Raw genomic sequence first — 24,587 nt, 5'->3', positions numbered from 1 at the left:
CGCCATGTCGGACAACAGCGCACTTGGACGCAGATATCTCGAACTCCTCGAGGCGAGGGACTGGGACGCCTGGACGGCGCTGCTGGCCGACGACGTCGTCTACGACATGCCGCAGACGCGCGAGCTGATCAACGGGCGCGCGTCGTTCCTCGAGTTCAATCAGACCTACCCCGGAGAGTGGCACCTGACGCCGAAGGTGGTGATCGCCGACGACGAGCGCGCCGTGGTCTGGTTCGACTGGCGGATGGATGATGAGGCGGGCGAGTCGCAGACGTTCCTCGAGATCGACGCCGGGCGGATCACACGTGTCACCGACTTCTGGCCGGAGGCGTACGACCCGCCGAAGCGAGCCGTATCGGTCGAGCGTTACTGACGCGCTGGACCGGCCGTCGCACCCGACGCTGAAGCCTCAGCAGTCCGCGGCGCCGCGCATGGCGAAGTCGATGCTGACGGCGTGGTGGTCGGAGAGGCCGGTGGGGGTGACGTTGCCGTCGCCGGCGGTGAGCCAGGAGTTGGGGAGCAGGTAGTCGACGCGGCCACCGCCGTCGTGGCTGGAACCCAACGAGGCGCCGGCGTCGGAGAGGGTGGCCAGGGCGGTGCCCAGGACGCCGGAGCCGTCGCCTGCGTTGAGGTCGCCGCCGAGGAGCTTGGCGCCGTCGTAGGCGTTGACCTTGGACATGACCGCACCGATCTGGGCCTGCCGCAGCGAGTCGGAGGTGTGGTCGAGGTGGGTGTTGAAGACGACCAGCCGCTGGCCCTCGACGATGATGTTGGCCCGGAGCACGCCGCGCTGCTCCTTGCCGTCGCGGTTGGGCAGGTGGGTGTTGTCGTAGCCGTCGATGGGGTAGCGCGACAGGATCGCGGTGCCGTAGCCACCGCGGTCGGTGATGTAGGCGTTGGCGCCGAAGACCGACTGCATCCCGAGGTGCGAGGCGATGATCGCCGGCTGGTCGACGTTGCCGGAGCGGCGGCGGTTCTGGTCGACCTCCTGGAGGAGTACGACGTCGGCACCAGAGTCCCGGATCACGCTCGCGATGCCGCCGAGCTCGCCGGGGGAGACCCGGCCGCCCTTGATGTTGAAGGTCATTACGGTCAGGTTGCGCGGCACCGCGCACGGGTCGATCTTCGGCTTCTTCGGGACCTTGTCGATCGCCGGCGGTGCGTCGAGCGTCTTGAACTTCGGCAGCGGCTCCGACAGCGCCGAGGCGGAGGCCGACGGACTGGCATCGGGTTCGGCGCTCGGCGAGGGGGAGGCGTCCGCAGAGGCCTGCCTGGAGTCGCTCAGCCGGGGCGCGAGGACGGTCAGGGCAGCGATGGCGCCGACCGTGAGGACCACCGCGAAGATCGGCAAAAGTTCCTTGAGGCGTACCGAGAACTTCCTGCTTCTGTGGTGGCTCACCGCGCGAGTCTCCCATTTTTGGTGTGCAAACCGTTACAGACCGTTCGCTTTCCATTCGCCGGATGGGTGATCGCGCCCCTGGACCGACATAATCGACCCGTGCGTCAACAGCCCGAACAGCAGGCCCCGCCGGTCCAGCGTCTCCGCATCCGCTACGCGAAGCGCGGCCGGCTCCGGTTCACCAGCCACCGCGACTTCAGCCGCGCCTTCGAGCGCGCGGTCGCGCGGGCGCGGATCCCGGTGGCGTACTCCTCGGGCTTCAACCCGCACCCGCGGATCTCCTACGCCGGCGCTGCGCCGACAGGAGCGGCGAGCGAGGCCGAGTACGTCGAGCTGGGGCTGCGCGAGAGGGTCGACCCGGCCGCGACCAAGGCTGCCCTGGACGAGGTCATGCCCGACGGCCTGGACCTGATCGACGTCGTCGACACCGCCACCTCGCCCAAGGGCGCGCTGGCCGACCTGCTCACCGGCAGCGAGTGGATCATCGACCTGCCGACAGCGCCGGAGGAGGCCGCAGCGGCGGTCGAGGCGTTCCTCGGCGCCGAGGAGGTCATCGTCTCCCGGATGACCAAGAAGGGCCTGCGTGAGTTCGATGCCCGAGGCGCGGTCGTACGTCTCAGCTCGGCGCCCCGCGAGCGTGGCTCCCGGCTGGAGCTCCTGCTCAAGCATGGCACCCCGACCGTACGTCCCGACGACGTCGTCACCGGACTGGAGCGCATCGGCGGCCTGAAGGTCGGCCCCGAGCACGGTGGGCTGCCGCTCCTGACCCGGCTCAGCCAGGGCATCTTCGACGAGGTTTCCGGCACGATCGGCGACCCGCTCCACTAACGTGCTTTCGGTGAGGCTCTGCCGATGAGAATGGTCACCGATCGCGAGCGCCGGGCGAGGCTGGCCCGCAGGCACGGGCTCGCCCCCGCTCACAGGTACGCCGACGTGGCGGCCGCGACGCAGGCGATGACCGCCTGGCACGCGACCGAGGCCGCGACCGTCCACCTGGCCCTGCACGCGCGGGTTAACGACCTCCAGGTCGAGGACGTCGAACGAGCGCTCTACGAGGAGCGTTCTCTGGTCAAGCAGCTGGCGATGCGGCGTACGCTCTTCGCCTTTCCGCGCGACCTGATCCCGGCTGCTTTGGGAAGCGCCTCGGCCCGGGTGGCGGCCCAGGAGGAGAAGAACCTCTACAAGTGGCTGACCGCCGGCGGCATCCACGAGGACCAGGACGGCTGGATCGAGAAGGCGTACGCGGCGACGCTGGCGGCGCTGGCCGACGGCGTGCCGCGAACGACCAGCCAGCTGCGTGAGCTGGTGCCGGAGCTGGACGCGCGTTTCCAGCTCGGCACGCCGGGGAAGAAGTGGGGAGGGGAGTTTCCGATCGGCCGCTGGGTGATCGGCACCCTCGCCGCGCAGGGTCGGCTGATCCGGGCGACCAACCTCGGTCACTGGCGGCTGAACAAGCCTGCCTGGACGCTGACCGAGTCGTGGCTCGACGAGGTGCCGGCCCCGCTTGCGCCCGCGGAGGGCTATGCCGAGCTCGTCCGCCGCTGGCTGTGGACCTTCGGCCCCGGGACCGAGGCCGATCTGGTCTGGTGGCTCGGGTCCACGAAGTCGGCGGTGCGGGCCGCGCTCGCCGCGGTCGGTGCCGTGGAGGTCGAGCTCGAGGGCGGCGGCACCGGATGGGTGCTCCCTGATGACCCGATCGCCACCTCGCCAGAGCCCGAGATCGAGCCGTGGGGCGCGCTGCTGCCCACCCTCGACCCCACCGTCATGGGCTGGAGGGAACGCGGGTTCTATCTGGACGCGGAGGATGTGGCGTACCTCTTCGACTCCAACGGCAACGCCGGCAACACCGCCTGGTGGGACGGCCGGATCGTCGGGGCCTGGGCGCAGGACGACGAGGGCCGGGTGCACCCGATCGTGCGCCACGACATCGGCGACGCGGGCCGGAAGGCGCTGGAGACCGAGGCTGAGCGGCTCACCGCATGGCTCGACGGCGTGGTGATCGTGAACGTCTACAAGTCGCGCCAGATGAAGGAAGCCGTGCTTCCCTGAGTTTCGTTGGTGTCCGGATATCGGTCTGTCGACAGGGTGTATGCGATACTCCGAGACGACTGCTCAAATAATCGGGCCCGACCCGAGGAATGGACAGTCCGACGACGCCTCGCCGGCGTGGACCCTCCGGGGCCGCACTCCGGCACGCAGGAGGTAGGGCGTCACCAGACCGCGACGCAGGCCTAGCAGGTCAGTGAGAGCGACTCGCCCGGGAAGGTCCCGGACGGCCGAGCGACCGCGGCAGGTGACGAACCGCCACCTGTGACGCACCGCTGCGGAGGATGCCGCCGCCCTGACAAGCTTTGCGCCGCGACGCGGCTGCTACGTGGAAAAAGATCGATACTGCGCAGCGCCCGTTTCCCGGCACCTGACTATCCGGCACCTGTGAAGGTCCTGGATGAGGAGAACGGCATGGCCGACGAGACCACTGTCGAGAACACCGAGAACGGCGCTGAAACGCCGCAGACTCCGGTGACCGACACCCCCACGCCCGACGCGGAAGCGACCGGCGAGACCGCCCCTGCGAAGAAGACCGCGGCGAAGAAGACCACGCGCAAGCGCACCACCAAGAAGGCCGCCGCGGCCCCGGCGGAGGCAGCTGAGATCCCCGCCGCCGAGGCCGCTGAGGCAGCCGAGGCAGCCGAGGCTCCCGCCAAGAAGACGGCGGCGAAGAAGACGACCCGGAAGCGTACGACCAAGAAGGCCGCCGCCCCGGCGCCGGCCGAGGTCGAGACCACCGAGGCCACCGCCGCGCCGGAGGCCGAGACCTCCGAGACCCCCGAGGCTCCCGCCGAGACCGTCGAGGCTCCGGCCAAGAAGACGGCGGCGAAGAAGACCGCCGCCAAGCGGACCACCGCGAAGAAGACGGCCGCCAAGAAGGCCGCCGCGCCCGCGCCCGAGCCCGTCGAGACCCCTGCGGAGGAGCTCGACGACGAGACCCTCGAGGAGACCGAGGCCGAGCAGGCCGGTCCGCCGGCCCCCGCGGTGCTGTTCCAGGCGCCGACCAAGACGACCACCCGCCGGCGTACGCGCAAGACGGCGGAGCCGAAGCCCGTCGAGGAGCCGGTCGAGGCCGCTGTCGAGGCGCCCGCCGAGGACGAGCCGCAGGCCACCGAGCCCGCCGCGGAGGTCGCCGCGGAGGTCGCGAAGGAGGAGGCGGCCCCGACCCGGACCCGCAAGCGCAACCCGCGCAACGCGGCCCCGGTCGAGGAGAAGGCCGCCGACGAGACGCAGCCCGAGGCCGAGACCACCGAGCCCGAGACCGAGTCCGACACCGAGTCCGACGACAGTTCGGCCGACGATGGTGAGGGCGGCGGCAACGGCCGTCGTCGCCGCCGCCGTGGCGGCCGCCGCCGTCGCAAGGGTGCCAACGGCGACGCCGACGGCTCCGACGCGTCCGACACCGACGACAGGTCCGACGACGCCGAGGCCGAGAGCGACGACGCCGGCAAGGACGCCGACGCCGACCAGGGCGAGGGCGGCACCTCCTCGCGCCGTCGTCGCCGTCGTCGCCGGGCCGGCGAGGCCTCGGGCGACCCCGCCGCCGGGGACGACCCGGAGAACACCGTCACCAAGGTCCGCCAGAGCCGCACCGGCGATGACCAGATCACCGCGCTGGCGGGCTCGACCCGCCTGGAGGCCAAGAAGCAGCGCCGCCGCGAGGGCCGCGAGGCCGGTCGTCGTCGCGCCCCGATCGTGAGCGAGGCCGAGTTCCTGGCCCGCCGCGAGTCGGTCGACCGGGTCATGGTGATCCGTGAGCGCGAGGACCTCACCCAGATCGCTGTGCTCGAGGACAAAGTGCTCGTGGAGCACTACGTCGCCCGCGAGAGCCAGACCAGCCTGATCGGCAACGTCTACCTGGGCCGTGTCCAGAACGTGCTGCCGAGCATGGAGGCCGCGTTCATCGACATCGGCAAGGGTCGCAACGCGGTGCTCTACGCCGGTGAGGTCAACTGGGCCTCGCTCGGCTGGAAGGAGGGCCAGCCCCGCAAGATCGAGTCGGTGCTGACCTCCGGCCAGAAGGTGCTCGTCCAGGTGACGAAGGACCCGATCGGCCACAAGGGCGCCCGCCTGACCTCGCAGATCTCGCTCGCCGGCCGCTTCCTGGTCTACGTGCCCGACGGCACCACCTCCGGCATCTCCCGCAAGCTGCCCGACACCGAGCGCAACCGCCTCAAGACCCTCCTGAAGGAGATCGTCCCCGACACGGCCGGCGTGATCGTACGCACCGCTGCAGAGGGCGCCGCCGAGGACGAGCTCACGCGTGACGTCGAGCGGCTCAAGGCGCGCTGGGAAGACATCGAGAAGAAGGCGGGCGGCAACGCCCCGCAGCTGCTCTACGGCGAGCCCGACCTGACCCTCAAGGTCGTCCGCGACCTGTTCACCGAGGACTTCGCCAAGCTGGTCATCTCCGGCGACTCGTCGTGGGAGACCGTCAAGGACTACGTCCAGTCGGTGGCCCCCGACCTCGAGGAGCGCGTGGAGAAGTACGACGGCGAGGCCGACGCCTTCGCCGCGTACCGCATCGACGAGCAGATCGCGAAGGGCCTGGACCGCAAGGTCTGGCTGCCCTCGGGTGGCTCGCTGATCATCGACCGCACCGAGGCGATGACCGTCGTCGACGTCAACACCGGCAAGTTCACCGGCTCCGGCGGCAACCTGGAGGAGACGGTCACCAAGAACAACCTCGAGGCGGCCGAGGAGATCGTGCGCCAGCTCCGGCTGCGCGACATCGGCGGCATCATCGTCGTCGACTTCATCGACATGGTCCTTGAGTCCAACCGTGACCTGGTGCTTCGTCGCCTGGTCGAGTGCCTGGGCCGCGACCGGACCCGTCACCAGGTCGCCGAGGTCACCTCGCTGGGCCTGGTGCAGATGACCCGTAAGCGGATCGGCACCGGCCTGCTCGAGGCCTTCTCCGAGAACTGCGACGCCTGTGGCGGTCGTGGCCTCGTGATCCACGAGCACCCGGTCGAGGCCGGCAAGTCCTCCGGTGTCGCCCCTGACGAGCCGCGTTCACGCCGTCGTGGCGGTCGCGGTGGCCGCGGCAAGGGCAAGGACGAGATCGGCACCGAGCACCGCGCCGAGCCCGTCGAGGAGTCCGCCAAGACGCCCACGCCCGCCGAGTTCGCCGCCATGGCCGGACAGAACGACAGCGTGGAGAAGACCGACGAGCCGGCTGCCCAGGTCGCCGAGCCCGTCGAGACCCCCGCCGAGCCGGCAGAGGCCCCCAAGGTCACCACCCGTACGCGTTCGCGTCGGTCCAAGGCGTCGGCCCCGGTGGCCGAGCCGGTCGAGACCCCCGCGGAGCCCACGGTGGCCGAGCCCGTCGAGACCGCAACCGAGGCGGCGCCGGTCGAGGCACCCAAGGTCACGACCCGCACCCGTTCGCGCCGGTCCAAGGCGTCGACCCCGGCGACCGAGCCGGTCGAGACCCCTGCCGAGACCCCGGTCGCGGAGACCCCGGTCGAGCCGCAGACCCCGGCCGAGCCGCAGACCCCGGCCGAGCCGGAGGCCCCGAAGGTCACCACGCGTACGCGCACCCGCCGTGCCGCCACGACCGGCCGCCCGGTCCTGGCCGCGGTTGTCGGCAGCTCGACCAAGTCGAAGCCTGAGCCGGCCGCGTCCGAGCCGGTCACGGCGGAGCCGGTCGCCGAGGAGGAGCCCGCTCCCGTGGCCCCGGCCGTCGAGCCCGAGGCGACCGAGCCCGAGTCGAAGCCGGAGCCGATCGTGGCCGAGCCGGTCGCGGCCGAGCCGGTCGACTCCAAGCCCAAGGTGGTCACCCGGCAGCGCCGCGGCGCCCGCCGCGAGGTCGTGAGCGCCGGCGAGGGCGCGGTGATGACCGCGACCAAGTCCGAGGCGCCGGTCGTCAGCAACGGCACCGCCTCGACCCCGGCGCCGAAGGTCGTGACCCGCACCCGCGGTGGCGCGAGCCGCTCGACCACGCCGTCGGAGGACAGCTGACGTACGTCCCAGGAGCCCCGGCGACCGCACCAGCGGTGGCCGGGGCTCCGGCGTTTTCCGCCCGCGACTACCGGCCCAGCGAGGGCGGGGCGGAGCGTCGAAGGCCAGGGGTGAGCCCGATGGTGACCAGCAACGAGGCCGCGGCCAGGAGCCCCATGGTGTGGCCGGGGGAGAGGTACGTGGCGATGGCGCCGCCGATGCCGGCGCCCATGGCTTGGCCGATCATCATGCCCTGGCCCTGGAGGCCGAGCGCTTGGCCCTGGATGTCGTCGCTGGTGTGGGTGATGAGGCGTTCCTGCAGCGGGAGTGACGCGGCGTAGCCGACCGAGGCGAGGAACACCGCGCACACCGCGACCGGGCCAGGCGGGGATAGCCAGAAGACGAGGAACGGCGCGGCCAGGAGATAGCGCATCGGGCCGATCAGACGATCGCGCTGAGGGATCGTCAGGAAGCGGCCGGCGCCCAGGTCGCCGATCATCATCCCGGCCGCCCCGGCGGCGAAGAGATAGCCCGCGAGCGAACCGTGACCATAGGGCACGAAGAGCGCCTCGCAGCCGACGATCAGCCCGTTCGGCACCCACCCGGCGAGATAGAGCGGCCGGGTGATCCGCGAGCCGAGAAGCAGCCGGTTGATCCGGCGGGTCCTGGCGACGACCCCCTCCGACGTACGTCCCGGGGCCGGCCGGTCCTTGATGCCGAACCGCATCGTCACCAGGCTGAGCAGGTTGACGACAGCCGCGACCACGAACAGCGTCTGAGGCGAGAGCCACAGCAGCGCGACGCCACCGAGGCCGTATCCGACGACCTGCATCCCGCCGACGGCGAGGTTCAGCGTCGAACGACCCAGGGCATAGGACGAGCCGGACATGATGTCTCGCAGCACGACCCACTGCGTGCCGGCGAGCATGGCGTTCACCGCGTAGGGGATGGCCAGGAGCGCGAACCGTGCCTGCCACGGCATGCCCGGCACCGCCTGCAGCGTGTTGGCCACCAGCGGCCCGGCCATCTGCAGCATCAGCCCGGTGCGGGGTCGTAGGGTGTCGGAGAGCCCGAGGAACAGCTGTGAGACGACCAGCGAGACCAGCGGCCCGCCGAACATCGACAGCGCGCTGAGCAGGGCCGATCCCGTGGCCTCGTACATGATCGTCCCGAGGGCCAGCGACGAGGCGGCCACCGAGATCATCACCAGGCAGCGGTTGGCGAAGAGGACCCGGAACTCCGGGATCGAGAAGAGCTGCCCGTACGTCGTCGGTGCGGGCCGCGCGGAAGTGCTCGTCATGCTGTGAAGTCTGGGACGGTTGAGACCCGGATGGATAATGATTCGCACACACGCGAAAGGTCGTGGCGATGGGAACCTGGATCATCCCGGCAGACCTGCTGGCCGAGAGCAGGTTCGTGGTCTCCCCGCTCCATGAGACGGTGGCCGCGCTGACCGTCCTCAGCCGTCCCGACGCCAACGGGACCCCGTGGCAGCGATCCTTCCGCGCCGCCTACCTCGAGGCGTACCGGGATCTGCTGGCCTCCGACCCGATGCTGAAGGCGCTCGACGCCACGATGTGGCGGCCCCGCCGCGGCGACAAACCCGGGTGGATGGCCGACTTCCTCACCCCGCCACCGCTCGGTGACGGGGCCACCTTCGAGGACGAGCTCGCCCAGCTGCTCGCCTGGGAGGAGCCGCGCATGCGGGCCGAGCTCCGCGAGATCGCCGGCGACCTCCCGGTCGCCGCGGAGCGACCGGGGATCCGCGACGCCGTGACCGAGCTGCTCCGCTGGATCTGGACCGCGACCGTCCAAGCCGACTGGCCGCGTCGACGACGCGTGCTGGAGGCCGACATCGTGTCCCGCGCCAGCCAGCTCGCCAGCGAGGGCTGGGCCGGCGTCTTCGACACGCTCGGCACGAAGCAGAAGAAGTGGCTCGGTGACGGGGTCCTCCAGGTCAACGGCTACGACCTGCCCACCCGCGACCTCTCCGACGCCCACGAGCTCCGCTTCGTACCGGTCCACAGCGACGGCTCCTGGCTGGCCTGGGATCTGCCGCAGCGCTACGCGATCATCTACCCGGTCTCGGGCGCGCTCGCTGGAACCGGCAGCGATGGCGCCGACCCCGCCCGAGCCCTGGCTCGGTTGATCGGCGCCAACCGCGCCGGCGTGCTCGCCCTGCTCGACTCGCCACGCTCCACGACGCAGCTCGCGGCACTCACCCAGCTGCCCGTCGGTGCCGTCGGCAACCACTTGCGTGTGCTCCTCGACGCCGGGGTGGTGATGCGTCGCCGCGCCGGCCGCGAGGTGCTCTACTGGCGTACGGCACTGGGCGAGGAGCTGGCCGGGTCCGCTCTGCCGTCGGACACGACACCTGAGTGAGCCCCCGAGAGCGAGAGGACTACGGCCCCCAGGTCTCGAGGGTCTTGCGAGCCCCGACGGCGTGCAGGGACGCCAGCGCCTCGGCGTACGGCTCGGTGAACTCAGGGGAGTCGACGAGGTCGCCGAAGAGGTCGGGGTCGCGGAGGAAGGCGAGCGGGTCCTCGCGCTGCGCGATCGCGCGGGCCGTCACATCGGCCCGGCGCCGGTCGACGATGTCGATCGGCGTGCCCTGCTCGTCCACACCCTCGGCGTAGCGGGCCCAGGAGGCGACGACGAGCGCCGATCGGCGTACGGATCCGCCCGAGGCGAGCTGGGCCGAGATGACGGGTACGAGCCACTTGGGGATCCGGTCGGAGCTCTCCGCGCACAGCCGCGCCAGAGTGTCGCGGATGTAGGGGTTGGCGAAGCGAGAGATCAGCTCCTGCTGGTAGCCCGGCAGGTCCACGCCAGGCACCTGCGGCAGCGTCGGGGTGCCCTCCTGCGACATGTAGCCGAGCAGGAAGTCGACGAACAGCGGGTCGGCGCAGACCTCGTGGGCGTAGCGGTAGCCGGAGAGATAGCCGAGGTAGCACAGCGCCTGGTGGCTGGCGTTGAGGAGCCGCAGCTTCATCAGCTCGTACGGCTCGACATCGGGCACCATCTCGACCCCGGCCTGCTCGAACGGCGGCCGTCCCTGCGGGAAGTGGTCCTCCAGCACCCACTGGGAGAACGGCTCGCTGACCACCGGCCAGGCGTCTCCGATCCCGAATCGCCAGCCGATCTCCTCGACGTCGGCATCGGTGGTGGCAGGGGTGATCCGATCCACCATCGAGCTCGGGAAGGCCACCTCCGACCCGATCCAGTCACCCAGCCCCGGGTCACGCAAGGAGGCGAAGGAAGACAGCATCGCCCGGGCGACCTCCCCGTTGCCGGCGATGTTGTCGCACGACATCACCGTGAACGGCGGCACCCCGGCGGCCCGGCGGCGAGCCAGTGCCTCCACGACGTAGCCGAACGCCGTCGAGGGCACAGCTCCCGGCCGCAGGTCGGCCTGGATGGCAGGGTCGGAGGCGTCGAAGCCGCCGGTCGCCTGGTTGACGTGATAGCCGCCCTCGGTGATCGTCAGCGACACGATCCGGATCCGTGGGTCGGTGAGCAGCGCCAGCACTTCCGTGGGGGAGTCGAGGGCGAAGAGATAGTCGATGATCGAGCCGATCACCCGCCCCCGCACGCCCCCGTCCGGTGCTCGCTCGACGAGCGTGTAGAGATGGTCCTGCGCGGCGAGAGCATCCCGCATGCGTACGTCCTGGGGCATCAGCCCCACCCCGACGATGCCCCAGTCGCGGACACCCGAGGCGAGCAGATCGTCGACGTAGCGCGCCTGGTGGGCCCGGTGGAAGCCACCGACCCCGAGATGCACGATCCCGGGGGTGACGGCGGAGCGGTCGTAGGCAGGGACGGCAACGGACGCGGAGAGCTCGCCGAGCCGGGCTGTCGTGAGTCGCGGATGGGTCACTTGACCGCCCCGAGGGAGAGTCCCTGCACCAGCTTGTCCTGAGCCGCGAACCCGGCGATGAGCACGGGCAGCGAGATCAGCGTCGCCCCGGCGGCCAGCTCGGCGAGGTAGGCGTGCTCGGTCTGGATCAGGGTGTTCACGTAGACCGGTCCGGTCTGCGCGGCGACGCTGGTGAGCACCTTGGCGTAGAGCTGCTCGTTCCACGCGAAGATGAAGCAGATCAGCGAGGTGGCCGCGACGCCGGGCATGGCGATCGGGCCCACGATGCGGGTCAGGATGCGGAAGGTGCTGGCGCCGTCGATCGAGGCTGCCTCGATGATCGCGGGTGGCACCTCGACCAGGAACGAGCGCATCATCCAGACCGCGATCGGCAGGTTCATCGCGGTGTAGATGAGGATCAGGACGATCACGTTGTCGGGCATGTTGATGACCTTCGTCGTGAACAGGTAGAGCGGCAGGATGCCCGCGACCATCGGCAGCATCTTGGTGGAGAGGAAGAAGAACATCACGTCCGACCACTTCCTCACCGGCCTGATCGCCAGGGCGTACGCCGCCGGGATGGCCAGGACGAGCACCAGCAGCGTCGAGATCACGCTGGTGATCACCGAGTTGATCAGCGCCGGGGTGATCGGGTTCGCGGAGGTGAACAGGCCGGTGTAGTTGTCCAGCGTCAGCGGGGCACCCCAGCTGGGCGGGTACGTCTGGGCGTCCTGCGGTGCGTGCAGCGAGGTCAGGACCATGTAGAGGATCGGGATCACGAAGATGATGCCGACCAGCCACGCTGCGATCGGGATGACGATCTTCGCCACCCGTTGCCGGTTCCAGGTGTTCATCGGCTTGCCTCCTCGTCGGTCAGCAGGGACGACACGACGCGCAGCGCGAAGGTCGCGATGATCAGTGAGCCGATGACCACGACGACGCCCAGTGCGGAGGCGACCCCGTAGTCCTTGGCCGAGTAGAACGTCTCGTAGACGGCGAACGGGATGTTGGTGGAGTTCAGCCCGCCGGTCATGCCCAGGACCGAGTCGAAGTTCTGGACGATGAAGATCGTGCCGAGCACGATCGAGAGCTCGAGATAGCGGCGTACGTGGGGGAGCGTCATGTGCACGAACGTCTGCCACCCGTTGCAGCCGTCGATGCTCGCCGCCTCCAGCACCTCAGGATCCTGCGACTGCAGGCCGGCGAGCAGGATCAGCATCATGAACGGCGTCCACTGCCAGATCAGCTCGATCTCGATGGCCAGCTTGGGATGGTCGGTGAGGAAGGCGATGTCCTGGGCGCCGGGCACCCCGAGCTGACCGAGCACGCCGTCGACCAGGCCGAACCCGGTCATCAGGATGCCGTTGCCCCAGAAGACCGCGGCCGCGATCGGCACGATCAGGAACGGCGCGATCATCATCGTGCGCACCAGACCGCGGCCGATGAACGCGTGGTTGAGCAGCAGCGCGATCCCGAGGGCGAGCACGGCGCTGACCCCGACGACGACCACGGTCATCTCGATCGTGTTCAGGACGGCCGTACGGTAGGCCGGCGTCGTGAACACGGTCTTGAAGTTGTCGAAGCCGGCGAAGCTGCGCGCCGGGGCGTCGGGCTGGGCGCTCCAGTTCATGAACGACATCACCAGCGTCGCCACGAACGGCAGCTGTGTCACCACGATCAGGAAGATCAGCGCGGGCAGCAGCGGCGCGCGCAGCTTCCACGACTCCCGGCCCCATTTCTTGTACGCCGTGGGCGGCCGTGTCGCCGTCGGCTCGCTCGTTTCGCGGAGTGGTGCGGTCACGGTGGCCATCACTGCTTCTCCTTCTGGACGTCGCCGTACGCCTGGGCGAGCGACTGACAGCGGTCGAGTGCCGCGTCGGTGGTCTTCGAGCCCGAGATGGCGCTGCTGAGCTGCTTGGCGCACTCGGTGCCGAAGTCTGTGAAGCTCGGAACGCCGACGAACTGGATGCCGTTGTAGGGCCGCTTCTGGACCCCGGGGTCGTCGGCCTGGGCGTTCTTGATCGCGTTCACGGTCGGGGTCGCGAACGAGCCGGCCACCTCGAGGTACTCGGGGTCCTCATAGGTCGAGGCCCGCTTGCCCGCCGGAACGTTGGTCGGCCCGCCGGTGTCGTTCTCGGTGTCGGCCATGACCAGCTGCTCGTACTCCTTGCTGGAGGCCCAGGCGACGAACTCCTTGGCCTCATCCTGGTGTCGGGACGCCTTCTGGATCGCCCATGCCCAGGTGTAGAGCCAGCCGGCGTTCTCGGTCTGGTCGTGCGGGGCGGCGACGTAGCCGACCTTGCCCTTGACCGGCGACTCCTCGGCCTCCAGCGACCCGGCACCGGAGGTGGCGTCGTACCACATCGCGACCTTGCCCTGCTGCATGGCGTTGAGGCACTGCGGGAAGCTGAAGGTCGCGGCGCCGGCCTCGCCGTGCTCGCGGACCAGGTCGACGTAGAAGTTGGCCGCCTTCTTGAAGCCGCCCTTGTTGACCTGGGCGTTCCAGTCCTCGTCGAACCAGGTGCCGCCCATGGTGTTGACCACGGTCGTGATCGAGGCGAGGTTGTCGCCCCAGCCGGCCAGGCCGCGCAGGCAGATGCCGCGCATGTCGGCCTCGGCCTCGTCGATCTGGGCGGCGAAGCCGGCGACCTGCTCCCAGGTCGGGTTGGCCGGCATCTCGATGCCGTGCTTCTCGAACAGGTCCTTGCGGTACATCAGGAACGAGGACTCGCCGTAGAAGGGCTGGCCGTAGACCTTGCCGTTGGCCGAGAGCGCCTCGGTCATCGGCGGCAGGATGTCGTCCTGGTCGAACTCGGGGTCGTTCGCGATGCTCTCCATGTCGGAGATCCAGCCGGCCTCGGCGTAGTAGGGGATCTTGAAGTTGGACAGCGTCGCCACGTCATAGATCCCGGACTGATTGGCGAACTCGGTGCTCGCGGTGTCGCGCATGTCCTGCTCGACCTTGACCACGAAGTTCACCTCGATCCCGGTCTCCTTGGTGAAGTGCTCCGCGGTGAGCTCCTGGAGCTCGAGCATCTGGGGGTTGTTGACCATCAGCACCGTGATGCTGTGCTCACCCGCGCTCGTCCCGCCGGCGCCCAGCCCGCCGGTGCCGCATGCCGTCAATAGAACCGTGGCCAATGAGAGCGCTGTCAGCGCTGCGGAGGTCCGTCTCCGTGCCCGCATCGATCTGCCTCCTCGCAGTGTGACTGTCGTCACGGACCACGATGGCGTAATTCCGGCCGGACCCCCTAGCCCGGTCAACGTGCCCGGAACGCCCGGTTCTTGCCCGTTCTCAGGCGCGTACGACCCGGGGTCCGAGCGCCGAGAACCGGCGAGCCTCGGAGGCCGGGAGCTCGGTGCCGGTGATGAGCAGCTCGAAGTCCCGTACGCCCGCGAAACGGCACAGGCTGGAGGCCCCGAACTTGGTGTGGGCGCCGAAGAAGATCCGGCGCCTCGATCGTTCGATGGCGGTGCGCTTGACCGCGGCCACCGACGGGTCCTGAGTGGTCAGGCCCTGCTCGCGGGAGATCCCGTTGGCACCGATGTAGGCCAGGTCGATCACCAGGTCGGCGAGCATCCGGGTCGCCCACTGGTCCACGACGCCGCGGGTGATGGTGCGGACCCGGCCGCCCAGGACGATCACGGTGAGGTCCGGATCGGCGGCGAGACGCGTGGCCACCGGAAGCGATGGGGTGATGATCGTCGCGGGGCCCTGGCCGACGAGCTCCTCGGCCAGGAACTGCGGCATCGTGCCCTCGTCGATGTAGATCGTCTCCGCACCGTGCCGGTGCTGGAGGGCGGCCCGGGCGATCCGGTGCTTCTCGTCGACGTCTCGGCCGGCCCGGAACTCGAGCGAGGTCTCGAAGCTGCCGCTCTCCAGGGCGACCGCGCCGCCGTACACCCGCTCAACGACGCCGCGGTCGGCGAGCACCTTGAGGTCGCGCCGGATCGTCTCGACGCTCACCCCGAGATCGGGCGCGAGATCGGTCACCGAGACCCGGCCGGTCGTACGTGCGCGCGCCAGGATCTCCTCCTGCCGGGCCTCGTTCGCGAGCGACGGTTCGGTCGAGGTCATGGGCGCCATCATGCCCGGAATCGTGCCCGGTTCGTAGGGGCTGCGGCCAAACCGGGCGCCCGGTTGGTGCGATCGGGGCCTTCTGGGGCACCATGTCACTGGCATTGTCCAAGTGGACGGTGCCGCGGCGTTTTGCGGCTACCTCGCCGCGTACGTAAGATTGAATCTCGGCGTGCGCAGTGCGCCGTTCCTGCAGGCATCTGCTGGCACCTATCGCTTCGGGGTCCGGTCTGCCTTGCCGCGGGTCGACACAAGACTTTGAGTTCGGAGCAATGAAGGAGACCGCGGTGTACGCGATCGTGAAGGCTGGCAGCAAGCAGCAGAAGGTCGTTGTCGGCGACGTCATCGAGATCGACCGCCTCGACGGCGAGAACGGCTCGGCCGTCTCGCTGCCCGTGGTCCTCCTGGTCGACGGCGAGAACGTGACCTCGACCGGCCTCGACAAGGCTTCGGTTGCGGCTGAGATCGTCGGTGCCTCCAAGGGCCCGAAGATCATCATCCAGAAGTACAAGAACAAGACCGGCTACAAGAAGCGCCAGGGTCACCGTCAGAAGTACACCCAGGTCAAGGTCACCGCGATCAACGCCTGATTCCGGCGTTCTAGAGACACTTAAAGGACTGAGAAGATGGCACACAAGAAGGGTGCGGCAAGCACCAAGAACGGTCGCGACTCCAACGCACAGCGCCTCGGCGTGAAGCGCTTCGGCGGCCAGGTCGTCAGCGCCGGCGAGATCATCGTCCGCCAGCGTGGCACCCACTTCCACCCCGGCACCAACGTCGGCCGTGGCGGCGACGACACCCTGTTCGCCCTGCAGTCCGGCGCGGTCGAGTTCGGCAAGCGCCGCGGCCGCCGCGTGATCAACATCGTTCCGGCTGACGCCTGAGTCGATAGCACTTCTTCGAAAGGGCGCTCCCCGTTGGGGAGCGCCCTTTCGCCTTGTGGGGTTGTCTCAGAGCTCTGTCGCGCGCTGTGCGATCGCCTCGAAGACCTGCTGCGAGACCTCCCAGCGGGTCCCGGCACGCGGCCAGTGGATCGCGATGTCGGTGATCCCGATCTCGGCGTAGGAGCCGACGAGGTCCTCGAACGCGTCGGCCGACTCGGTCCACGGCTCGTCGGTGAAGCCGGACATGAAGAGCTTCGGCATCGCGTCGTAGTCCCGGCCGGCCTTCTCGCAGGCCGTACGGAGCATCTCGAGCCGCTCGGCGACGTACGCCTTCGGGTCGTCGCTCTGCGGATTGGCGATCCACCCGTCGCCGACCTCGGCGGCGAGCCGGATCCCGCGCGGGCCGTTGCCGGCCAGCCACAGCGGGGTGCGCGGCTGCTGCACCTGACCGGGGGAGACGGAGACCTCGTGGGTCTGCCAGTGCTCGCCGTCGATCGTCACCGGTGACTCGCGCAGCAGCTGGTCGACGGTGCGGGTCCACTCCGCGAACCGGTCGGCGCGCTCGCGAGGGGTGAACTCCCGCCCGAGCACGTCGCCGTCGGAGGTGTGGTCGTCGCCGCCCGCGCCGATGCCGATCGTGATGCGCCCACCGGAGATCCGGTCGAGGCTGCGGATCGCCGCGGCGGTCGGGATCGGCGTACGGAAGTTGGGGGTGGTCACCAGCGTGCCCAGCCGGATTGTGGAGGTGAGCGCGGCCGCGGCCGCCATCGACGTGAACGCCTCCTCCCACGGGCTGTGCCCGCGCCAGGCCAGGTGGTCATAGACCCACGCCGTCTCGAACCCGAGCTGCTCGGCCTGCGCCCAACGCTCGCCCATCGCCGGCCAGTCCTCGATCGGCCACATCACTGTTCCCACACGCATGCGCACAGTCTGCACCCGAGGCCGCGACGCGTCGCGCGGATAACAGGTGTGGGGCGTGCCGTCGGTAGGCTGGAGCCATGGCTGTACCCACCTTCGTCGACCGCGTCACCCTCCACGTCGAGGCCGGTCGCGGCGGACACGGGGTGGCGTCGGTCCACCGTGAGAAGTTCAAGCCGCTCGGAGGCCCCGACGGCGGCAACGGCGGCCCGGGCGGATCGATCATCCTGCGCGTCGACCCCGACGTGACCACCCTGATCGACTACCACCACAGTCCCAAGCGCAAGGCCCCCAACGGTGGCCAGGGCGCCGGTGACCACAAGAACGGCGCCCACGGCGAGGACATGGTGCTCTCCGTCCCCGACGGCACCGTGGTGACCGACATGAACGGCAACGTCCTCGCCGACCTGGTCGGCCCGGGCTCCGAGCTGGTCATCGCCGAGGGCGGCCGTGGCGGGCTCGGCAACGCGGCACTGGCCTCCTCCAAGCGCAAGGCTCCCGGCTTCGCGCTCCTCGGCGAGCCCGGCGAGGCGCGAGAGATCGGGCTCGAGCTCAAGGTCGTCGCCGACATCGGACTGGTCGGGTTCCCGAGCGCCGGCAAGTCGTCCCTGATCGCGGCGATCTCACGAGCCAGGCCGAAGATCGCCGACTACCCGTTCACGACCCTGGTGCCCAACCTCGGCGTCGTGAAGGGCGGCGAGATCACCTTCACCGTCGCCGACGTGCCGGGCCTGATCGAGGGTGCCGCCGACGGTCGCGGCCTCGGCCACGAGTTTCTGCGCCACATCGAGCGCTGCGCCGCGCTCGTCCACGTCATCGACACCGCGAGCATCGAGCCGGGCCGCAACCCGATCGATGACCTCGACGTCATCGAGAACGAGCTCACCCGCCACGGCGGCCTCGAGGACCGGCCCCGGCTGGTCGCCTTGAACAAGGTCGACGTCCCGGACGGCCGCGAGATCGCCGAGATGACCGTCGGCGAGTTCGAGAAGCGCGGGATGAAGGTCTTCGAGATCTCCGCCGCCTCCGGTGAGGGCACCCAGCAGCTGATCTACGCGATGGCCGAGCTGGTGGCCGCCGCCCGCAAGGACGTCCCCGTGGTCCCGCCGACCCGGATCGTGCTGCGACCCGAGGGCGCGGAGGGCAAGAACGGCTTCACGGTCAAGGTGTCGAAGAACGGCGAATACCTCGTCCGCGGCCCGCAGCCCGAGCGCTGGGTGCGGCAGACCGACTTCGAGAACGAGGAGGCCGTCGGCTACCTCGCCGACCGCCTCAACCGGCTCGGCGTCGAGACGCGCCTGGTCGAGCTCGGCGCCCAGGAGGGCGACACCGTCATCATCGGCGACCCGGCCAACTCGGTCGTCTTCGACTTCCGCCCCTCGATCGACACCGGTGCCGAGATGCTCGGCCGCCGCGGCGAGGACCAGCGCTTCTACGAGGAGCGCCCCGCTGCCTCCCGGCGACGCGAGATCGACGCCGGGATGGAGACCAAGGAAGAGTACGAAGCCCGCGCCGACGTCGCCCGTCGGCTGCGTGACGGGGCCGGCCCGGTGGCGTACGAGATCGGCGGGGAGGACGACCCGGACAGCGACTGGGCCGAGGACGATCCCGAGGCCAAGGAGGCCGAGTGAGTCGTGTCCAGGTCACCGGCGCGCGGCGGATCGTCGTCAAGGTCGGTTCCTCGTCACTGACGACCGCGGCCGGCGGCATCGACCCGGCCCGGGTGAGTGGTCTGGTCGACGTACTCGCCAAGACTCGGGCCGCCGGACAGGAGGTCGTCCTGGTCTCCTCCGGGGCGATCGCGGCCGGGCTGTCGCCGTTGGGGCTGGCCAAGCGTCCGAGGGCGCTGGCCAAGCAGCAGGCAGCGGCGAGCGTGGGGCAGGGTCTGCTCGTTCACCGCTACACCGACGAGCTCGCCCGGCACGGCATCATCGCAGGTCAGGTGCTGCTCACCGTCGATGACCTGAACCGACGGGCGCACTACCGCAATGCCGACGCGACGCTGTCGAAGCTGCTCGACCTGGGCGTGCTCCCGATCGTCAACGAGAACGACACCGTGGCCACCTCGGAGATCCGGTTCGGCGACAACGACCGGCTCGCAGCGCTGGTGGCCCACCTGGTCAAGGCGGACCTGCTGGTGCTGCTCAGCGACGTCGACGCGCTCTACGACGCGCCGCCGTCCCAGCCCGGCTCGCAGCGGATCGACGAGGTCGCCTCGCTGGCCGACCTCGCCGGGGTGACCATCGGCAAGGCCGGCGCCGCCGGAGTCGGCACCGGGGGCATGGTGACCAAGCTGGAAGCCGCCCGGATCGCTGTCGACGACGGTGTCCCGGTCGTGCTGACCTCAGCCGACCAGGCTGAGTCCGCGCTGGCGGGCGAGCCGGTCGGCACCCTGTTCCATGCTGTCGGCAAGCGGCGCCCGGCGCGGCTGCTGTGGCTCCAGCACGCCACCGAGCCGGTCGGCTCGATCACCGTCGACGCCGGCGCGGTCGCTGCGATCAGTCGCCGCGGTGCCTCTCTGCTCGCGGCGGGCGTCACCGGCTCCTCCGGGGCGTTCCATGCCGGAGACCCCGTCGACGTCGTCGACCCGTCGGGTGTGGCCGTCGCGCGCGGCCTGGTGAACTACGACGCCGACGAGATCCCGCGGCTGGCCGGGCGTTCCTCCGGCTATCTCGAGGCCAACCTCGGGGCTGCGTACGCTCGCGAGGTCATCCACCGCGACGACCTGGTGGTGTTGTGAACAGAGCCCGGTGGGTGCCGCTGGTGCTGGCGTGGGGAGTGTTGGTCCTCTGTGGCCTGCCCGCGCTGGCGATCACCTTCTCCCGGGCCCTGGCGAGCACGGACCTGCGGGCGGTGCGCCTGGCGGCGTTCGCGCCCTTCGGCGTCGGGTTGTACGCCCTGTGTCTGATCGCGATCCTGGTGCTGGTCTGGCTGGCTACCGGTCCCGGGCGGATCCGGCTCGGGGTCGTCGCCGGGGTCGTCGCGCTGTTGTTGGCGGTGCACCTGGCCTGGCAGGCGCCGCTGTACGCCGGATCCCGGGCGACCAGCGCCGGTGAGCCGTTGACGGTGATGACCACCAACCTCTTCGAGGGCAAGGGCGACACCGACGTGGTGGTCGAGGCGGTGCGCGCGCACAAGGTCAACGTGCTCGCCATCCAGGAGATCACCCCGGCGGCGTTCGCGAAGCTGTCGCGGACCCTGCGCGACCAGCTGCCCTACCGGATCGGCGAGGCCGCGCCCGGCACCACGGGCACGATGCTCTTCGCCGACCAGCCGATCACCAAGTCGCGTCGGATCGAGACGTCGATGGGATCGTGGGTCGCCGACGTTGGAGAGTGGCGGGTCGTCGTCGCGCACCCGGCGCCGCCCACGCTCGCATCGTGGCCGGCCGAGCAGGAGCTGATGATCGAGGAGACGGCCGCGGAGAAGCCCGACCTCGTCCTGGGCGACCTGAACGCCTCGCTCGACCACCACACGGTCCGGCAGCTGCTCGACGATGCTGACGTACAGGACGCCGCCCGGGCCAGCAACGCCGGCTGGCAGCCCACCTGGCCGACCGAGGGGTTCGCCGGCGTACCTCTTCCGCCTTCGACCGCCATCGACCACGTCTTGATCGGCGATGACCTGGTCGCGCTGGCGACCGAGACGGTCGAGGTGCCCGGCACCGACCACCTGGCCCTGGTCGCCTACCTCGGCACTCCCTCGGAGTGAGTCACGGCCGGGCTAACCGGTCTTGAGCACCCCGAACCACTGCTCGGCTCCGAAGCCGAGGAACCGTTCCACCTCGACGAACCCGAGCCTCCGGGCCAGGCGCAGGGAGCGTTCGTTGGCCACCTGGGTGGTGAGGACGACCGGCTCGCCCGGGAGCGTCTTCTCGATCCAGCCGAGCGCTGCCTGGGTGGCTTCCGTCGCGATGCCTGTGCCCCACGATGCCGGCAGAAACTCGTAGCCGAGCTCGACCTCGTCCCCCTCCTCGCGTACGTGGTGTGCCCACGCCCGATCGCGCCGCTGGATCGTGATCCTTCCGATGAACTCGCCCGCGTGCTCGACGGCGAAGATTCCGGGCCTGGTGTTGGGATCCTCGGGGATCAGCTGTTCCAGCTCTTCTCGGGTGTGCTGTGGGCCGCCGAGGTACGCCTGCACGGTTTCGTCCGTGAGGAGCTCTACCAATCCTGGTCTGTCCTCGGGCTTGGTCTGTCGGAGGATCAGACGGTCGGTGACTATCGGGTCTGGGGGCCAGGGCACGTTGCCGAGGGGTTTCATGGCTTTGGACGGTAGCTGGGATTTTGGGGTGGTCAGGGGCTTTTAGCGTACGTGGGTGGTGGGCCCGGTTCGTCGGGTGCCGTGGTTCTTGGTTGGGGTGGGGCCGCCGACCCTTTCTGGAGGGTCTTCTCGATCTGGTCCGGCGTCAAGGACGCCCTTCGGGCGCCGGCTTCGCCGGCCGCCTTCGGCGGTCCTGGACTCCGGACCAGATCGAGAAAAGATTTGGCTGGCTATCGGGGCGGCGGCCGGGGTGTGGCGCGGAGAGATCTTGCTTGAGACAGGTGAGGTTAATGGGGCGGAAGGGTGGCCCTACGGGCCACTTACCATCCACAGATGCGAGATCGTTCGCTCACCGCGAAACTGCCTCTGACCTGCATAAATAGGTGGCCAGATAGGTGTGAGGAGCGTAGAATCAGACCCATCACAACACACCTCTGAAGGGAGGGACGCGATGAGTCTCGAACGCGACATCAACCCGTGGGGCGCCAACCCCGATGATGCGATCGATGCGGAGATGAGTGCCATCGAATCCTCCCTCGACAAGCTGTTGACCAGAGACCCTGCCTATTGGCGCACCAGGCAGAAGAAGGACCGGCTGGAACGGCTCGAGAAGATCCAGGCCAAGGTGGCTGCATTGAAGTTGCGGGTGCTCGCCACGGCAGGCGACATTGCTGAGGAGACCGGCGCCAAGGACGCCTCCGCGTGGATGCGTGCTGAGTTGCTGGTCGACAAGGGCGTGGCCCGGTCCCAGATCAAATTCGCGGCCAGTGTCGCGAAGTACGAGCTCGTCGCTGCCGGCCTTGCTGAGGGTGTTGTGTCCCAGGACAAGGCGAGGGTAATCACCAAGGCGCTCGACAAGATCGAGACCGACCCGGTAGCCAGTGCTGAGGACCTGGTGTTGGCTGAGAAGCTGCTGGTCGACTACGCCACCCGCCTGACCGCCAACGAGCTCCGCATCGTCGGGGAACGGATCTTGGCCGAGGTCGACCCGGTTCGGTTCGAGGACGCCGAGGCAAAGGCGTTGTTGGCTGAGGAAGAACGTGCCCAGCAGAAGACCGCGCTGAGGGTGTGGGACAACCACGACGGCACCGTCGGCTTCGACGGAGTGTTGCCGACCTCGGTCGGGATGAGGTTTAAGCGACTGGTGGAGGCCTATGCCCAGCCCCGCAAACAGCAGCTCGTCGCCAAGGGTGCCCCGCTGCCGCCGTGGGAGCGACTGATGGGCCAGGGCTTCGCCCGGCTCCTCGAGACCATCGACCCCGCCGCGCTTCCTCGCCACGGCGGTGATGCGACGACCATCAACGTGGTCATCAGCCTCGAGGAGCTCCGCAAGGACCTCGGCATCGCGACCCTGGGTTACGACGAGACCAACGGCACCACCATCTCGGCAGCGGAAGCCCGGCGGATGGCCTGCAACGCCACCATCATCCCCTGGGTCCTCGGCGGAGACACCGAAGTCCTCGACGCCGGCCGAGGCAGCAGGTTCTTCCAGCCCATCCAACGCAAGGCGCTCCGGTTGCAGCAGAAGTGCTGCCAAGCCGAGGGCTGCGACATGCCACCGGAATGGTGCGATGCCCACCATCTAGAACCCTGGGCCACAGGCGGGAAGACCAACCTGAAGGACGGGGCATTGCTGTGCCCGCATCATCACCGCCTGGCACACAACGCTGGGTACGTCCATGAGCGACTACCCGACGGCACCATCCGGTTCACCCGCCGCCCCTAACCGGCTGGGCGAGGAGTCACTCCACCAGGCCCCGCCCGTCGGGCCAGACAACCCCACGGCCGACGGGCTCAGCCTTCGCTGAAGCCGTCCGTCCCGGTGTCCAACGAGCGTTCCGGCCAACTCTCGACTCCACGCTCGCCGTTCCCTGCTGGCGGGGACACGTCCCCACTGCGGTGGAGGTTCCCCACGCTCCGGAGGATGGGGAACCTTCACGTCCGTGGGGACCCTCCGGATCAGTGGGAACTCATGACCCCGCCAGCGCCGGACTCGACCCGATCAGAGCGACGGCTCGCTTGTGAACGGTTCACAAGGTCCCGCCCACTGCCGTAGGCATCGACGAGCCATGGTCCGCTCGGTCGCGCGACCGGCCACGGATCCCAAACCCGTACGCAACTGAATCCGCTGCGCCACACCCTCGCCGCCGACCCGATATACAGCCAAAATTCTCGGCGGGTCCCGGTGTCAAGGCGATGTATCGAGCTTGTCGAGATGATCGCCGAAGGCGACCGGCGAAGCCGGCGGCCGAAGGCCGTCCTTTACTCCGGGAGCCGTTGAGAACACCCTCCCCGAAAGGGTCGGCGGCCATCAGCATTCGAGATCGAGTACCACGCAACACCCAACAACGCCCACACCCCACCTGCTTGACTGCGACCCATGACCGAAGCCGAAGCGCTGACGGCGGCGATCAGCATGCTCTGGGAGTCAGCCGATCCAGGCGCTGCGCTGACCGAGCGGTTCGGCTTCGCCACTGCGGCCGAGGCGACGGACTGGGTGACCGGGTACTGGCCGCGCACTGGGGACTGAAGGTGGCGGCCTGTGAACGGCTGGTGATCAGCGACTCCAACTGTCTGGCGTGGATCACCGTCGACGGCTGTCGGATGATCGCCAAGTGGTCGATGCGGCCACGCGTGTTTGCGCGCTTGGAGGCGATCGCACGACTCACGGTGTGGCTGGGGGAGCGTGGATACCTGTGTCGATGCCGCAGGCGGCTCGGGACGGCAGGGTCCAGGTGGAGGTCGATGGGTTCTCGCTCGGGCTTCAGCGGGTTGTCGATGGTGAGCTGTTGGACATCACCGATCCCGTCCAGGTCGGGGCTGCGGGCGAGATGGTCGCGAGGGTGCACGCTGCGATGGCCGAGTACCCGGAGCGGGTCCCCACCGACGAGCCGCCGGCACCGGGCGCCCAGTTGGTCGGCAACGACTTCAGGTCGGCCAACATCCTCTGGGCGCGGGGGAGGATCGCGGCGGTCCTGGATCTGGAGGAGACCACGTACCGGCGCCGGGTGGACGACCTCGCTCAGGCCGCAGTCCTGCTCGGGACGCGCTACCGCGACTGGCGCCCGACACCGGCCGATGTGCGCAAAGCGTTCGTCGCGGCGTACGAGTCGGTTCTTCCGTTGGCGCAGGATGACGCCGGCGCGCTCGACGACAGCATCGAGGCGCAGCTGGGGCGCATCTCGTGGCCTGGCTGAT

General features: G+C 69.5%; 21 protein-coding genes and 1 pseudogene. 13 read left to right on the top strand and 9 right to left on the bottom strand.

The window, feature by feature from the left end; translation table 11 throughout:
• The first annotated feature begins 4 nt into the window (after nt 1–4).
• Nucleotides 5–373 (top strand): nuclear transport factor 2 family protein, encoded by a 369-nt coding sequence (locus ABTW65_RS21855; protein WP_350663984.1) that lies wholly within the window; start codon nt 5–7, stop codon nt 371–373.
• 36 nt (nt 374–409) lie between these two features.
• Here the strand turns inward: ABTW65_RS21855 and ABTW65_RS21850 are convergent, their stop codons facing one another.
• Complete coding sequence (locus ABTW65_RS21850) at nt 410–1,399, bottom strand: endonuclease/exonuclease/phosphatase family protein (protein ID WP_350663981.1); 990 nt, start codon at nt 1,397–1,399, stop codon at nt 410–412.
• A gap of 99 nt (nt 1,400–1,498) precedes the next feature.
• On the opposite strand from ABTW65_RS21850, the gene ABTW65_RS21845 reads away from it, so the two are divergent.
• From ABTW65_RS21845 to ABTW65_RS21835, 3 genes and pseudogenes are all read left to right on the top strand, one after another.
• Entirely contained in the window at nt 1,499–2,227 is a 729-nt protein-coding gene (locus tag ABTW65_RS21845; RefSeq protein WP_350663979.1) for a TIGR03936 family radical SAM-associated protein, read from the top strand.
• 24 nt (nt 2,228–2,251) lie between these two features.
• Nucleotides 2,252–3,448, top strand: a complete 1,197-nt coding sequence (locus ABTW65_RS21840; RefSeq protein ID WP_350663977.1) for a winged helix DNA-binding domain-containing protein — start codon at nt 2,252–2,254, stop codon at nt 3,446–3,448.
• 411 nt (nt 3,449–3,859) lie between these two features.
• A pseudogene (locus ABTW65_RS21835) lies at nt 3,860–6,511 on the top strand (Rne/Rng family ribonuclease); the annotation flags it as partial.
• A gap of 967 nt (nt 6,512–7,478) precedes the next feature.
• On the opposite strand, the gene ABTW65_RS21830 reads toward ABTW65_RS21835, so the two are convergent.
• Entirely contained in the window at nt 7,479–8,690 is a 1,212-nt protein-coding gene (locus ABTW65_RS21830) for an MFS transporter (RefSeq protein WP_350663973.1), read from the bottom strand.
• A gap of 68 nt (nt 8,691–8,758) precedes the next feature.
• Here ABTW65_RS21830 and ABTW65_RS21825 point away from each other — a divergent pair, with 68 nt between their 5' ends.
• Nucleotides 8,759–9,772, top strand: a complete 1,014-nt coding sequence (locus ABTW65_RS21825) for a helix-turn-helix domain-containing protein (RefSeq protein ID WP_350663970.1) — start codon at nt 8,759–8,761, stop codon at nt 9,770–9,772.
• A gap of 19 nt (nt 9,773–9,791) precedes the next feature.
• On the opposite strand, the gene ABTW65_RS21820 is transcribed toward ABTW65_RS21825, so the two are convergent.
• The 5 genes from ABTW65_RS21820 to ABTW65_RS21800 form a co-directional block, all read right to left on the bottom strand.
• Nucleotides 9,792–11,267 (bottom strand): mannitol dehydrogenase family protein, encoded by a 1,476-nt coding sequence (locus tag ABTW65_RS21820; RefSeq protein ID WP_350663968.1) that lies wholly within the window; start codon nt 11,265–11,267, stop codon nt 9,792–9,794.
• Entirely contained in the window at nt 11,264–12,100 is an 837-nt protein-coding gene (locus ABTW65_RS21815; RefSeq protein ID WP_350663966.1) for a carbohydrate ABC transporter permease, read from the bottom strand. The genes ABTW65_RS21820 and ABTW65_RS21815 overlap by 4 nt, the downstream gene beginning before the upstream one ends.
• A complete protein-coding gene (locus ABTW65_RS21810; RefSeq protein WP_350663964.1) occupies nt 12,097–13,056 on the bottom strand; it encodes a carbohydrate ABC transporter permease in 960 nt (319 codons plus the stop codon). Before ABTW65_RS21810 ends, ABTW65_RS21815 begins: the two co-directional genes overlap by 4 nt.
• Nucleotides 13,056–14,432 (bottom strand): ABC transporter substrate-binding protein, encoded by a 1,377-nt coding sequence (locus ABTW65_RS21805; protein WP_350663962.1) that lies wholly within the window; start codon nt 14,430–14,432, stop codon nt 13,056–13,058. Before ABTW65_RS21805 ends, ABTW65_RS21810 begins: the two co-directional genes overlap by 1 nt.
• Nucleotides 14,433–14,541: 109 nt before the next feature.
• Complete coding sequence (locus ABTW65_RS21800; protein ID WP_350663959.1) at nt 14,542–15,324, bottom strand: DeoR/GlpR family DNA-binding transcription regulator; 783 nt, start codon at nt 15,322–15,324, stop codon at nt 14,542–14,544.
• Between the two features lie 287 nt (nt 15,325–15,611).
• Between ABTW65_RS21800 and rplU the strand changes: the two genes are divergently transcribed.
• Nucleotides 15,612–15,914: a 50S ribosomal protein L21 gene (gene rplU / locus ABTW65_RS21795; RefSeq protein ID WP_160024636.1), complete on the top strand. Its 303-nt coding sequence runs from the start codon at nt 15,612–15,614 to the stop codon at nt 15,912–15,914.
• 36 nt (nt 15,915–15,950) lie between these two features.
• A complete protein-coding gene (gene rpmA / locus ABTW65_RS21790; protein ID WP_350663957.1) occupies nt 15,951–16,208 on the top strand; it encodes a 50S ribosomal protein L27 in 258 nt (85 codons plus the stop codon).
• Between the two features lie 66 nt (nt 16,209–16,274).
• On the opposite strand, the gene ABTW65_RS21785 is transcribed toward rpmA, so the two are convergent.
• Complete coding sequence (locus ABTW65_RS21785) at nt 16,275–17,129, bottom strand: LLM class flavin-dependent oxidoreductase (RefSeq protein WP_350663955.1); 855 nt, start codon at nt 17,127–17,129, stop codon at nt 16,275–16,277.
• Nucleotides 17,130–17,206: 77 nt separating this feature from the next.
• On the opposite strand from ABTW65_RS21785, the gene obgE reads away from it, so the two are divergent.
• The 3 genes from obgE to ABTW65_RS21770 are packed head-to-tail and all read left to right on the top strand — an operon-like array spanning nt 17,207 to nt 20,837.
• Nucleotides 17,207–18,757, top strand: a complete 1,551-nt coding sequence (gene obgE / locus ABTW65_RS21780) for a GTPase ObgE (RefSeq protein WP_350663953.1) — start codon at nt 17,207–17,209, stop codon at nt 18,755–18,757.
• Nucleotides 18,754–19,866, top strand: coding sequence for a glutamate 5-kinase (proB, locus tag ABTW65_RS21775; RefSeq protein ID WP_350663951.1), 1,113 nt, complete (start codon nt 18,754–18,756; stop codon nt 19,864–19,866). Before obgE ends, proB begins: the two co-directional genes overlap by 4 nt.
• Nucleotides 19,863–20,837 (top strand): endonuclease/exonuclease/phosphatase family protein, encoded by a 975-nt coding sequence (locus ABTW65_RS21770; protein ID WP_350663949.1) that lies wholly within the window; start codon nt 19,863–19,865, stop codon nt 20,835–20,837. The genes proB and ABTW65_RS21770 overlap by 4 nt, the downstream gene beginning before the upstream one ends.
• 12 nt (nt 20,838–20,849) lie before the next feature.
• On the opposite strand, the gene ABTW65_RS21765 is transcribed toward ABTW65_RS21770, so the two are convergent.
• The gene (locus ABTW65_RS21765; RefSeq protein WP_350663947.1) at nt 20,850–21,389 is read right to left on the bottom strand and encodes a GNAT family N-acetyltransferase; all 540 of its coding nucleotides are present in this window, start codon (nt 21,387–21,389) and stop codon (nt 20,850–20,852) included.
• 451 nt (nt 21,390–21,840) lie between these two features.
• Here ABTW65_RS21765 and ABTW65_RS21760 point away from each other — a divergent pair, with 451 nt between their 5' ends.
• The 3 genes from ABTW65_RS21760 to ABTW65_RS21750 all read left to right on the top strand — a co-directional run bounded on the left by ABTW65_RS21760 (nt 21,841) and on the right by ABTW65_RS21750 (nt 24,586).
• Nucleotides 21,841–23,115 carry an HNH endonuclease signature motif containing protein gene (locus tag ABTW65_RS21760; RefSeq protein WP_350663944.1) on the top strand — a complete coding sequence of 425 codons (1,275 nt, stop codon included), beginning with the start codon at nt 21,841–21,843 and terminating at the stop codon, nt 23,113–23,115.
• A gap of 654 nt (nt 23,116–23,769) precedes the next feature.
• Nucleotides 23,770–23,919: a hypothetical protein gene (locus tag ABTW65_RS21755; protein WP_350663942.1), complete on the top strand. Its 150-nt coding sequence runs from the start codon at nt 23,770–23,772 to the stop codon at nt 23,917–23,919.
• 172 nt (nt 23,920–24,091) lie between these two features.
• Nucleotides 24,092–24,586: a phosphotransferase gene (locus ABTW65_RS21750; protein ID WP_502890648.1), complete on the top strand. Its 495-nt coding sequence runs from the start codon at nt 24,092–24,094 to the stop codon at nt 24,584–24,586.
• The last annotated feature ends 1 nt before the right edge of the window (nt 24,587 follow it).

The sequence above is a fragment of the Nocardioides sp. NPDC127503 genome (assembly GCF_040302165.1).
In the GTDB taxonomy this organism is placed as follows: domain Bacteria; phylum Actinomycetota; class Actinomycetes; order Propionibacteriales; family Nocardioidaceae; genus Nocardioides.
The sequence above is the reverse complement of the archived record's forward strand: the minus strand, read 5'-3'. Positions and strand labels throughout refer to the sequence as shown.